14 protein-coding genes are annotated in these 12390 nt (G+C 50.9%); 13 read left to right on the top strand and 1 reads right to left on the bottom strand.

The window, feature by feature from the left end:
• Positions 1-11 precede the first annotated feature (11 nt).
• From ADA01nite_RS04420 to ADA01nite_RS04360, 13 genes are all read left to right on the top strand, one after another.
• The gene (locus tag ADA01nite_RS04420) at positions 12-1523 is read left to right on the top strand and encodes a cobyric acid synthase (protein ID WP_146808699.1); all 1512 of its coding nucleotides are present in this window, start codon (positions 12-14) and stop codon (positions 1521-1523) included.
• 13 nt (positions 1524-1536) lie between these two features.
• The gene (locus ADA01nite_RS04415; RefSeq protein ID WP_170230147.1) at positions 1537-2187 is read left to right on the top strand and encodes a precorrin-2 dehydrogenase/sirohydrochlorin ferrochelatase family protein; all 651 of its coding nucleotides are present in this window, start codon (positions 1537-1539) and stop codon (positions 2185-2187) included.
• A gap of 13 nt (positions 2188-2200) precedes the next feature.
• The gene (gene bluB, locus ADA01nite_RS04410) at positions 2201-2860 is read left to right on the top strand and encodes a 5,6-dimethylbenzimidazole synthase (protein WP_146808697.1); all 660 of its coding nucleotides are present in this window, start codon (positions 2201-2203) and stop codon (positions 2858-2860) included.
• Positions 2844-3392 carry a cob(I)yrinic acid a,c-diamide adenosyltransferase gene (cobO, locus tag ADA01nite_RS04405; RefSeq protein WP_146808696.1) on the top strand — a complete coding sequence of 183 codons (549 nt, stop codon included), beginning with the start codon at positions 2844-2846 and terminating at the stop codon, positions 3390-3392. The genes bluB and cobO overlap by 17 nt, the downstream gene beginning before the upstream one ends.
• Positions 3392-4498, top strand: a complete 1107-nt coding sequence (gene cobD / locus ADA01nite_RS04400) for a threonine-phosphate decarboxylase CobD (protein ID WP_146808700.1) — start codon at positions 3392-3394, stop codon at positions 4496-4498. Before cobO ends, cobD begins: the two co-directional genes overlap by 1 nt.
• Complete coding sequence (gene cobU, locus ADA01nite_RS04395; RefSeq protein WP_146808695.1) at positions 4495-5043, top strand: bifunctional adenosylcobinamide kinase/adenosylcobinamide-phosphate guanylyltransferase; 549 nt, start codon at positions 4495-4497, stop codon at positions 5041-5043. Before cobD ends, cobU begins: the two co-directional genes overlap by 4 nt.
• Positions 5040-5783 (top strand): adenosylcobinamide-GDP ribazoletransferase, encoded by a 744-nt coding sequence (cobS, locus tag ADA01nite_RS04390; protein WP_146808694.1) that lies wholly within the window; start codon positions 5040-5042, stop codon positions 5781-5783. The genes cobU and cobS overlap by 4 nt, the downstream gene beginning before the upstream one ends.
• Positions 5780-6367, top strand: coding sequence for a histidine phosphatase family protein (locus ADA01nite_RS04385; protein ID WP_170230146.1), 588 nt, complete (start codon positions 5780-5782; stop codon positions 6365-6367). The genes cobS and ADA01nite_RS04385 overlap by 4 nt, the downstream gene beginning before the upstream one ends.
• A gap of 131 nt (positions 6368-6498) precedes the next feature.
• Positions 6499-7368 carry a GHMP family kinase ATP-binding protein gene (locus tag ADA01nite_RS04380; protein ID WP_146808692.1) on the top strand — a complete coding sequence of 290 codons (870 nt, stop codon included), beginning with the start codon at positions 6499-6501 and terminating at the stop codon, positions 7366-7368.
• Positions 7365-8069, top strand: a complete 705-nt coding sequence (locus ADA01nite_RS04375) for an adenosylcobinamide amidohydrolase (protein ID WP_146808691.1) — start codon at positions 7365-7367, stop codon at positions 8067-8069. The genes ADA01nite_RS04380 and ADA01nite_RS04375 overlap by 4 nt, the downstream gene beginning before the upstream one ends.
• A 2-nt stretch (positions 8070-8071) precedes the next feature.
• Positions 8072-9034: an adenosylcobinamide-phosphate synthase CbiB gene (gene cbiB, locus ADA01nite_RS04370; protein WP_371863532.1), complete on the top strand. Its 963-nt coding sequence runs from the start codon at positions 8072-8074 to the stop codon at positions 9032-9034.
• Between the two features lie 126 nt (positions 9035-9160).
• A complete protein-coding gene (locus ADA01nite_RS04365) occupies positions 9161-9904 on the top strand; it encodes a DUF4230 domain-containing protein (RefSeq protein ID WP_146808689.1) in 744 nt (247 codons plus the stop codon).
• Between the two features lie 378 nt (positions 9905-10282).
• Positions 10283-10597 (top strand): helix-turn-helix domain-containing protein, encoded by a 315-nt coding sequence (locus ADA01nite_RS04360; protein ID WP_170230145.1) that lies wholly within the window; start codon positions 10283-10285, stop codon positions 10595-10597.
• A 97-nt stretch (positions 10598-10694) separates the two neighbouring features.
• On the opposite strand, the gene cls is transcribed toward ADA01nite_RS04360, so the two are convergent.
• The gene (gene cls, locus ADA01nite_RS04355) at positions 10695-12221 is read right to left on the bottom strand and encodes a cardiolipin synthase (RefSeq protein WP_146808687.1); all 1527 of its coding nucleotides are present in this window, start codon (positions 12219-12221) and stop codon (positions 10695-10697) included.
• Positions 12222-12390: the final 169 nt, after the last annotated feature.

Here is a 12390-nt window from a genome sequence, read left to right as displayed (position 1 = left end):
GGGGGAATTAGATGAAGGCGATTATGCTGCAGGGTACATCGTCGGATGTAGGCAAGAGCGTGTTATGCACCGCGCTCTGCCGTATCCTGTATGAAGACGGATGGAAAGTGGCTCCGTTTAAATCACAGAATATGGCATTAAATTCTTATATTACGCGCGACGGCAAAGAAATCGGCCGTGCGCAGGGAGTACAGGCCGAAGCGTGCCGCATTGAAGCAACCGCAGACATGAATCCGATCTTATTGAAGCCGAAGCAGGATATGATTGCCGAGGTCATTGTACGCGGCGAGCATTATGCCGATATGGGCGCGAGCGCATATCGGAACGATTATGTGCCTACGGCGATTCCCATTCTGCGGGAGTCGTTGAACAAGCTGGCGGAAGACTATGAGGTGCTTGTCATTGAAGGCGCGGGCAGTCCGGCGGAGATTAATCTGAAAGACCGCGACATCGCCAATATGAAAGTGGCAGATCTGGTTGACTCTCCGGTGCTGCTGGTTGCGGACATCGATAGGGGCGGCGTATTCGCCTCGCTTGTCGGTACGCTTGCCTTGCTGGATGAATCCGAGCGCGCACGCGTCAAGGGATTTATCATCAATAAATTTCGCGGAAAATTCTCTCTATTAAAGCCAGGGCTTGACTGGCTGGAGCAGCATACCGGAATCCCGGTACTAGGAACGATTCCCTACGCCGATATGGGCATCGACGCCGAAGATTCCCTGGCGCTGTCCTCGCTTCGATTGAAAAAGCGGGACGAGTCGGATAAGGCGCTTCGCATTGCGGTCATTCGGTTGCCGCGTATTTCTAATTTTACTGATGTGGACCCGCTTTATGATGAGCCGGGTGTCACGATACGGCTTATTGCCTCGGCGGCGGAGTGGAACAATCCGGACGTGGTTGTGCTGCCGGGTACGAAGAATACGACAGACGATTTGCGGTGGCTGAAGCAAACCGGGCTGGCCGAGTTAATCCGGCAAGCATCGGACAACGGTGCGTATGTTGTCGGTATTTGCGGCGGCTATCAGATGCTGGGCAAAGAATTGCATGACCCGGATGGGGTGGAGTCGACATATAGGCACAGTCAGGGACTTGGGCTGCTGCCGATTCATACAACATTCCATGCCGGTAAGCGTACGGTGCGCGTGGAAGGAGAAGTATGCGGCGCTTCCTTTGCAGCCGGTCAGGAGGTAACCGGATATGAAATCCATCTGGGGCAGACTGTAAGGGAAGATGGCAGTCGTCCCCTGTTCCGGCTTACTGACGGTCATACGGACGGTACAATTGCCGACGATGAGGCCGTATGGGGTACCTATCTGCACGGTGTATTCCACAACCGGGCGTTTACCCGCGCATGGCTTAACCATATCCGTGTGCAAAAAGGTATGGATCCGGTAAGCGAGGAAGTGCGGACTGAATCAGAACGGCGAGAGGCCAGTTATACGGCGCTGGCGGCACTTGTACGAGAGCATCTGGATATGAAAAAGTTGTATGAAATTATGGAGTTACCGCTTCCTGTTACATAAGGAGGGCGTATTGATGACAGACCGTTTGTACCCTGTGCTGCTGCAATTGAAAAACAGGACCTGCGTCATTATTGGCGGTGGCGGCGTGGCGGAACGGAAAGCGATGACACTGTTGCAAACAGGCGCATCCGTTGTCGTGGTCAGCCCTGAGTTAACCGAACGGCTGCAAGATCTGGCGCAAGCCGGCCGTATTGTCTGGCGGAAAAAGGCATTTACCCCCGAAGATGTGCACGGCGCTTTCCTTATCTTTGCGGCCACAAATCATCCGGAAGTGAATCTGGCCGTTTATGAAGCGAAAGAAAGCGGCCAACTGCTTAATATCTCTGACCGGCCCGACTTGAGCACATTTACCGTTCCGGCCCAACTGCATCGGGGGAAGCTGCTGTTGACCGTATCGACGGAAGGAGCCAGTCCCGGTTTGTCGCGTAAGCTTATTGAAGAGTTGGCGGAGAGGTATGACGAGGCGTATGAAATCTATCTTGATTTCCTGGCTGAAACCCGCAGGTTGATTTTAGAACAGGTGGAGAATCCAAAGAGACGCCGACGCTTGTTTAGAGAATTGCTGGCGGATGAGTTTCTGCTTGATGCCAGAAGAAAGGATACGGATCGTCTCTGGGAACGGTTTATGAAACTGATGCGGGAAGAAGGCGAAGAAGATACATAAGGAGAGGAGCACCATGAAGTTTACTGAACAAGAAAAGAAGGCGGTATACAAGGTAATTAAAACGCGGCGCGATGTCCGGTCTTTTCTTCCCGATCCCCTTCCTATGGAAGCAGTGCGGCGGATTATCGAAGCCGCTCACTTCGGTCCGTCCGTCGGCTTTATGCAGCCGTGGAATTTCATCTTAATTACGTCCGATGAAGTGAAGGCGCGACTTGCCTGGGCGGCGGAAAAAGAACGAAAAGCGCTTGCCGTCCACTATGAAGGGGAGCGGGCGGAAAAGTTTCTCGGATTGAAAGTGCAGGGACTTCAGGAAGCCCCCCTGACCATCTGCGTAACGTGTGACCCGACGCGCGGCGGTTCCCACGTGCTGGGCCGCAATTCGATTCCGGAAACCGATATCATGTCAACGGCCTGTGCCATCCAGAATATGTGGCTCTCTTCATGTGCAGAAGGCATCGCGATGGGCTGGGTCAGCTTCTATAAGAAAAACGATGTGCGTGATATTCTTGAGCTGCCGCCGCATATAGATCCTGTGGCTCTGCTCTCGTTCGGCTATACGGACCACTATCCCGCCGCACCGATCCTGGAAACGGAGAAATGGGAGAAGCGGCGCGTGCTCGATACGCTTATTTATCATAACAAATGGGGGGAACAGTATGAATCAACCGGATAAACAGCGGGGGTTGATCCTTGTCTATACAGGGGACGGCAAAGGAAAAACGACGGCGGCACTTGGGCTTGCGGTCCGGGCCACGGGCCGCGGCAAGCGCGTATTGATGATTCAGTTCATCAAATCGCCTGATCGGACATACGGCGAGAAAATACTATTTGATAAAATTGGTATCGAAATGCACCAGAAAGGCATCGGCTTTACCTGGTTAAAAACGCCGGAGGAGCACCGGGAAGCGCTGAAAAGCGCCTGGGCTTTTACTAAAGAAAAAGTGATGAGCGGCGCGTATGACGTGGTGATACTGGATGAGCTGAACAATGCGCTCGCTATCAATTCATTTCCGATTGACGATGTGCTACCGCTTCATGAAGTGCTGGAGCTTATTGAGGGACGGCCGTACGGCATGCACATGGTGATTACCGGTCGGAATGCACAGCAGGCTATCATCGACCGGGCCGATTTGGTTACGGAGATGAATCCTGTCAAGCATTATTACGATGAAGGCATTCCGGCCGTGCTGGGGATTGAGTTTTGATGGAACATCTGGAACGGTTCGGACATGGCGGCGATTTGCTGACCGCCTCCGCGCTGTTTGGCATAGAAGCGGATCAATTACTTGACTTCAGCGCTAACATTAATCCGCTGGGTCCGCCGTCCGAAGTGCTTGCAGCGATGGAGCATGAGATGCAAAACGTGGTTCATTATCCTGATCCGGCGCACCGCGGGCTCCTTCGCGGGTTGGCGGAGAAATACGGAGTTCCGGAGGAAATGCTGCTTATTGGAAATGGCGCCGCTGAATGTATGGCGCTTATTCTACTGGCGCTTTCACCACGAAAAGTTGGTGTGATTTACCCCTCGTTTGTGGAATATACACAGCTTTCGCGCCAGTATGGAGCAGAAGTAATTGGTTGTGTCGGAAGGGAAGAAACGGGGTTTCTGCCTCCTATAGAAGAACTGCGGCCGCTGATAGAAGAAGTCGATGCTCTTTTTGTAGGTCATCCGAATAATCCGACCGGGCTTATGTATTCAATGGAAGAATTGCGTCGTTTGGCTGCCTGGGCGGAAGCGGACGGAACATATCTTATCCTTGATGAAGCGTTCATTGACTTTTTGCCGCAGTATACTGAGAATACGCTGCTCGGAGAATTGACATTGTATCCACACGTCGTTTTGCTTCGGTCACTAACGAAGTTTTATGCTATTCCGGGCCTGCGTCTCGGATTTGCGGTGGCTCATCCGCATATGATTGCACGCATGAGAGGCAAGCAGGTACCCTGGAGCGTCAACCGCCTGGCGCTGGCGGCCGGAGAAGCATGCTGCCGGGTGGGAGAGTATGAAGCCGCTACCCGTGAGTTGATTTGCAGAGAGCGTGAATACTTGCGCCTGGAGCTTTCCGATAAATTGGGTTTTCAGGTATGGCCGGGACAGGCGAATTTTCTGCTGGTGCGTCTTCCTGAAGGACAAGAGGCGGAGACGCTGCAGACAGAGCTGGGCCGACGCGGGATTATGATTCGCAATTGCGCTATGTATCCGGGATTGACTTCACGGGATTTTCGTATCGCTGTGCGGTCGAGAGACGAGAATAATCGGCTGCTGCAAGCGCTTGTGGAAGTCGGGGAGAAGGAGAGAGAGAAGCTGTGAGTATCGTGCTGGTTACAGGGGGGGTGCGATCCGGCAAGAGCGCATTCGCGGAACGGCTGGCCCAAGAAAAAAGCGCATCGGTTCTGTATGTGGCAACAGGCGTATGCAGCGATGAGGAAATGGAACAGCGTATCACATTGCATCGCGGGCGTCGGCCCGCTTCCTGGGGATTGGCTGAAACTCCGTGCGATGCCGACGAGATGGTCGCCTCCTATTCCGCTTACGATGTTGTGCTGTTTGACTGTATTTCCACCTGGATTAGCAATCTACTTATCGATGTCCCGGAGGAGAAGTGGCGCGATCCGGCCGAGACGGAGCGGATTCTTGGTAAGATAGACCGCTGGCTCTCCGCCGTTCGGGACTACCCGGGTACGATCATTGCTGTCACCAGTGAGACTGGATTGGGCGGTGTCGCGATGTCGAAGTTGGGCCGCTGGTTTCAGGATACGCTTGGTGAGGCCAATCAGCGGATCGCGTCGGAAGCGGAAGAAGTGTACGCTGTGCTGTCAGGCATTCCATGGAAGATTAAGGGGGAGGGCGTATGAATGCATTTTTTCATGCCGTCGCTTTTCTTACCCGCATACCGGTCCCGTATCTAAGCAAAGACGCAAAAGATTGGCAGCACAGTGTCGCATTCTATCCAGCGGTCGGCCTGCTGCTGGGGTTTTTGCTATGGGGAAGTTCCTGGCTTGTCGGATGGTTGCTGCCCGCTCCGCTTGCAGCCGTATTGACGTTAACCCTTTGGATATACAGTACAGGCGCCCTGCATTTGGACGGATGGATGGATTTGGCGGACGGACTGGGCAGTCATCGGGACCGCGAAAAAATTTTCGCCATTATGAAAGACAGCCGGGTAGGCGCTATGGGGGTTACCGCAGCGATTCTCTTGTTCATGGTGAAAATAACGGCTCTGTACGAAATCATCACAGGCCACCTGAATTTCTGGCTGTTGCTTCCGCCGCTGCTTGCGCGTACGGCACTGGTGGGCGCTATCTGGTTTTGGCCGTATATTACAGAAAAAGGACTCGGGACCGGGCTGCGCGGCGGCCTTTCCGGATGGAAGGTTGCGCTCGGTTTCGTACTTGCACTTGGTATTACCGCCGTGCTATACAATGGGGCCGGCATTTTTGTGCTTGTAGTTGCGGGTTTCGGAAGCTGGCTGTTTCTTCGCGGTGTGTCGCGCCGATTGGGTGGCTTAACAGGCGACTGCTATGGAGCACTGGTCGAATGGACGGAAGCGGCCGCGCTTGTATGCATCATCGCTGCAGGGAGGCTTTGGCCATGAGATGGATATGGGTACGGCACGGTGAGACGGCGGATAACCGGGAACGCCGCTATCTCGGACATTATGATGCGCCGCTTACCGACCGCGGGAAAAAGCAGGCCAAAGCCGCAGCCAGGCGGCTTGAAAAAGAAACCATTCACTATGTATATACGAGCGATCTGGAACGCTGTCGGGAGACGGCAGCCATCATTGCCTCTCCGCACAGGCTTGCTGTGATGGAAGTTCCGGAGCTTCGTGAGCTCAATTTTGGACGCTGGGATCGAAAAACATATGAAGAAATTATGCAGACCGATAAACAATTGGCAGAAAAATGGTATAATAACCCGTACGAAACTGCACCACCGGGCGGGGAAAGTCTTGCTGAACTCGGAAATCGTGTCAGCCGCTGGTTGTTCGCATTAGAGAAACAAATGCATCCGGATGAGACGGCTGTACTGGTTACGCACGGCGGACCGATTCGCTGGTTTCTGACCGGCCATGTCACAGGGAAACCGTCAGCGTTCTGGTCTGTGAGAGGACCGGGCACAGGTGAAATTTTCATCGTAGATAAGCATGGACAAACATGGAGTTCGCCTTCATTATAGAAAATGACCATGGCATCTCAGCCGCAACCCCGATATGAAAATGCGGAGAAGAGCGGCTGACTTTTGTGGTATGAGGAAAAAGAGAGAAAAAATGAAAAATAGAGAAAACGGATAGGAAAAGAGGAGAAACCATGAAAGCAACCACAGGCACAGCGTGTCACACGTTTGGCGAGCTGCTGCAGGGACAGAGGGAAGGTGTGCCCTTTCTTGTCTCGCTGCCGATCGCAAGCTATGTGAATGCAACGTTTTACCCCTCCGCTTCCGGCGAATTGTTGACGTCGCCGCAGAAGATTAAAGTTCGCCGCATTCTGCGTCATCTCATGAGAGAATATCAGATTTCGATTCAAGGAACGCTCCTGCTCGAACAGTCACTGCCTGAAGGTAAGGGATTTGCGACGAGCACAGCGGATATGATCGCCGCTTGCCGCGCCGTATCGAAAGCGTACAAATTGCGCTTGCTGCCCCAGCATATTTCCTCGATGCTGGTCCAGGTTGAGCCGACCGACGGGATTATGTACGAGGAAGTAGTAGCGTACCAGCATCATCACGGGCGCGTTGTGGCCAGTCTGGGACAGCTCCCCCCCATGAAGATTATAGGGGTGGACCGGGGCGGTAAAGTGGATACCGTTTCGTTTAATAAGCGTCAGGCAGCCTATACGCCGCAGGAGGAGAAAGAGTACGACCATCTTTTGCTGAAACTTCAGGAAGCTTTTCGGACAGGCGACAGTGAGCTGATCGGTCACGTGGCGACACGTAGTGCGGAGATGCATCAGAAGCGTTTGCCGCATCCGGATTTTAATGAATTGAAAGCGCTTTGCCAGGATATAGGAGGGCTTGGTGTCATCGTGGCTCACAGCGGAACGCTTGCCGGCATTTTGTTGGATGCAAGTTCCTCGTCCTGCGCACATCAGACTGATGTGCTACGCCAGTGCATGGAGAACTGGCACCGTTCGATTTATACATTTGACACCGCCAGAAACCAGAAAGGAATTACCGTATGACTCAGCCGTTTCGCCATTGTACATCGTATGTTTCCGCCGTATGGCCGGATATTACCGTCGACTATGCGGACGATCATCTGCTGATTACGTCTGCCGAACCGTTAACCGCGGTCAGCAGTGCGCTTTGGCGGGGTGGGTGGACGACGGCAACTCATTTCGTCAATTGGAAGGTACCGCTGACATATCGGTGCGAAAACCCGGCAGAGATGATGCGGGAACAAATGGCGGTATGGGGCTATCCCGCGGACGCTGCGATTGGCCTGCAGACCGCTGCTAAGATTACGCATGCCGCACTGGAAGAAGAAGCCGGGGATCGCTATCGTATCGTGTGCTGTGCTACGGCCGGTACGAGCAACGGCGCGCGCGCCGGAAAAATCAGAGAGACATTCTCTGCCTATCAATGCGGTACGATTAATATTTTCCTGCTCATCGACGCCCTTCTGACGCCGTCGGCCATGATTAACGGTATTATTACCGCTACCGAAGCGAAATCGGCCGTGCTGCAGGATCTGCAGATTGTGGATGAAGACGGTGAGATAGCGACGGGAACAACCACCGATTCCATTGTTCTGGCTTCTACGCAGAAATTCGAATACGGAGCGCCGCACCGGTTTGCCGGAGCCGCTACTACTATCGGCAACGCGATTGGACGCCTTGTCTACAAAGCGGTCTATGAAGCGGTCGCTACGCAAGGAGAATGATAATGCTTGAGCGTGCATGTATTATCCTTACGGCCTATATTATTGACCGCGTCATCGGAGATCCGCGCTGGATCACGCATCCGGTTGTCTATATGGGGCGTGTGATCACCTGGTTAGAAGCAAAAATTCGAATGTTTTTCCCGCGGGAAGAACAGTTGAAGCAGGCCGGTATATTATTTCCTATTATTCTTGTCGGAGGCAGCTTCCTGTGTATGTGGGGCTTGCTTACGCTCCTGCACCTGATTCACCCTTGGCTGGCCTGGGTGGCGGAAGCGTGGTTCATCTCGACGACGATTGCCACAAAAGGATTGGCGGAAGCGGGCATGGGCATCTACCGCTTGCTGAAGCAAGGGAAGATGGAGGAGGCGCGTCATGCGCTTTCCATGATCGTCGGACGTGATACAGAATCCCTTAACGAACAGGAAGTATCGCGAGGTGCCGTGGAGACTGTGGCGGAGAATATTGTGGATGCGATTCTGTCTCCGCTATTTTATGCCGCCATCGGGGGGGCACCGCTGGCGATGGCATACCGGGCTGTTAATACACTCGACTCGATGATCGGTTACAAAAACGAAAAGTACCGGAATTTAGGCTGGGCATCGGCTCGCTTCGATGATCTTGCCAACTACATACCGGCCCGTTTGGCCGCACTTACGCTTGTATTCGTAAGCTGGGTCATGCGTCTGGATTCTCGGAACTGTGCCATCATCATTCTGCGTGACGCCAGACGCCATCCGAGTCCGAACAGCGGATTTACTGAGGCGGGAGTCGCCGGTGCGTTGGGAATTCAACTTGGCGGTACAAACTATTATCAGGGCATTCCTTCTCACCGTGCAAAAATGGGGGAGGCGCATCGACCTATTGAACCGAACGATATTAAAGAGACAGTCGATATCATGAAATGGGTATCTTTTTTCTTTCTTCTCCTCTGTTTGCTTAGCATACTTACGCTCGAATGGATATAATATATAAACTGGGATATTATAGTAAAAGTCGCTCATTTTGCCCAGCGACTTTTTTTGCTTTTTGGCGTCAAATTAATGTGAAAAAGAAGTACGTCACCCAGAGGTACTGAAGTAGGAGGAGAAACGGTGAACAACAGGGACGATATGCTGCGGTCAAGGCGTGATGCAGGGCGCGGACAAAGGGGTGCGACTATTTACCGATTGCCATACGCGGAGATGGAACAGGGGCCGAAGAAGAAAAGAAAGCTTCGCTCATGGTTTCCACGATCGCGCTGGGTGAAAAAAACAAGGAATTTGGCGGGCGCGGTGATAGTGGGGATCGCTGTACTCGGTACCGGTGTCTGGGCAGGAAACAAGTGGTTTGGTTCGCCGGATGTTACCGGTCAGACAGTCGTTCAGGAGATTCGGGATTTGTCGTATCTAACGACGGCAGAGGCAGTAGTAATGACGACGTTGGAAGGAGAAGACGCGTATCGTTTCTACAATGTTGAACTTCCGGGTACAAAACGTTTTTTTCATATTGATGTACCGGCTAAAATCCTCATTGGCATTGATTTGAAAAAAGTAACTCCTTCAGATATTGCAATTGATCAACAAAATAAACAAATGACAATTACACTGCCGCGGGCGGATTTTTTACAGGAACCGAATATTGATATTGATAAAGTGAAAGTATTCTCTGAGGAAGAGATCTTTCGGAAGAAGATGACACCGGATGAACAGCAGGAATTCCTTGTTGAGGCACGCGAAAAACTGCGCCAGGAAGCAAAAGAAAATGGAATCTTACAGACGGCGGAAGAACGTGCTGTGCGTGTTATGCAGCAAATTTATAAGCCGGTTGGTTATCATGTGAATGTAGCATTTAAATAAGCGATAAAGGCGTAGGGGAAAATCTATATTTCCTTACGCTTTTATTTTTTGTAGGAGTAATATCAACATTTTTTACACTTCCGTTTATTGAGTATCTTAACACAAAAAAATATCAGTAACGAATACCTCTTATTACCCGTCAGTTCCGTGCATTCTCAAAATGACAGGCTCGACACCGAAGAGAGAGACGTTACAGGCCATTTGCGACTTTATGCCACTATGAAATTATCATCATACTATACTGGAAATAGAAGAGGAAGATGGAGCTGATTCCCCTCCGCCTTTAAAAAGGCGAGAATCCTCAACTCTTACTCTTGAAATAAAAGATAGAAATAAGGAATAATGAAGGAAGGGATACGGAAAAAAAGAGGTGATAGAGTGGATATATTGAATGAAATGTTTCAAACGTCCAATAATGACCTGTTCTCATTGGGCCTTGATCCGTTTGAGTTCATGATTTATGTATTTCTGCTGCAAATCTTTCAGCGCGGCGAGGGCAAGTTTGTCCCTTCCATTCGAAAAATTGCGGCAACGTGCAACATGAACAAAAATACCGTCGAAAGAAAGATTAAGAGCCTGGAAGAGAAGAACCTCATTAAAATTCATAAATACCAGAATAAAAACCGCTATGAGATTCTGCCGCTTGAAAAGATGGCGCCCGCCAAACCGCGCGGGTACCGTGTTGCCCGATAATCAGGCGGGGACTGAATAAGGCGAAAAACAGGGATAAAAACAAAGACTTTGTTTGCGATTCTGATGCATCAGTCTCGTTTTTATTCCTGTTTTTCTTTTATAAGAGCGGCGACAGCAGGCGAGCTATCGATTCAAGAATGCGGTGATGCCAGGGACGTCGTTTGTATACCTCCAATGTGAGCTCTTTGCTATCCTGCAGGTCGTTAATAAAGTCCTGCTCAAGCTTGTATACAGAATTGCTGTTGTAGATGACAGCATTTACTTCAAAGTTGTGCTGAAAACTGCGAATATCCATATTTGCCGTTCCAATGGAAGCCACCACGCCGTCGACCAACAAAATTTTTGCATGCACGAAGCCTGGTTGATACAGATAGAACCGCACACCGGCTTCCAGCAGTTCTTGAAAATACGAACGTGACGCCCAGAATACCGTATGATGATCCGGTCGGCTTGGCAGCAGCAGCCTTACATCTAATCCGCTGAGTGCAGCGGTTTTCAGCGCCATGCTGATGGATTCATCCGGAATAAAATAGGGTGATGTGATGTAAATTTTTTCCTGAGCTGTCGCAATAATGGAAAAATACATTTGCCAGATCGATTCCCAGTCAGAGTCCGGACCGCTGGAAGCAATTTGAATCAGCTCTTCGCCGGGCGCTTCGGTAAGCGCCGGATAATACCGGTCTCCCTCAATATTTTCCTCTGTGACGAAGAACCAATCTTTTAAGAAAATATTCTGGAGCAAATACACCGATTCTCCTTCAAGCCGTACGTGCGAGTCGCGCCAGAAGCCGAATCGCGTGTCCTTGCCCAGATATTCATCTCCAATATTTAATCCGCCCACAAACCCGATTTTGCCGTCGATAATGACAATTTTCCGATGATTCCTGTAGTTGAGCTTGTTGTTGAGGAATGGCAGGATAACCGGGAAGAATGTTACCACTTCAACACCCGCTTCCCTGAGTTCTGCGATATAGCGCTTATCAAGGCGCACGCTGCCGACCCCGTCATAGATTACCCGCACCTTCACTCCTTCACGGGCCTTGTCGATAAGTACCTGCTTAAATTGCTGCCCGGTCGTATCGTGACGTATAATATAGAACTGGAAATGAATATGATCCTTCGCTTCCGACATGTCCTGAATCATCTGACGGAATGTCTCATCGCCATTGGTAAGAATCTTGCTGCGATTCTTGAGGGTGAACGGCGACTGCGATACATTCACCATTAAGTTTAGCAATCTGCGCTTGGATGCGAGATGGGGATATTGCCAGAAATCGCTCTCATTCAGAAAGCCAGCAGGAGCGGTCTCCAGCTTCTTGATCACTTCGGCGTTGCTAATGAACTTGTTTCGGAACAGCTTGCGTTTGCGTACGTTTCGACCCAGCAGGATATAGAAAATAAATCCGACGATCGGAAGAAAATTGAGAATGATAAGCCACGCCACTGTCCGAGAAGGATTGCGGTTTTCGAGTACGATAAGAAATGCAATCAGAAAGACGGATAGCGAGAACAAAAAGGTAAGATAAGGCTCGATCGTCCTCCAGAATGAAACCGCACCTTCGTTTGGAGCGTTAACGAACAAAAGGGGTGACGGGATTGCCCCGTCAAACAACGTCAATATCATCGTACACCAACCTTACGTGTGATATCATAATTTATACGGTCATCTTATTATTATATCCTGTAGATTTGAAATGGGTCCATGCTGGATAATGTTTTCCAACCTCTTGCATCATCTTTTCTTATTTCGAACCATGAAAACGACGATAGCTTTTCAGCCGCAGCCCCGACAT

Origin of the sequence: Aneurinibacillus danicus, assembly GCF_007991215.1 — a bacterium.
GTDB classification, from domain to species: domain Bacteria; phylum Bacillota; class Bacilli; order Aneurinibacillales; family Aneurinibacillaceae; genus Aneurinibacillus; species Aneurinibacillus danicus.
Note: the sequence above shows the minus strand (reverse complement) of the source record. Positions and strands in the feature narration are given on the sequence as shown.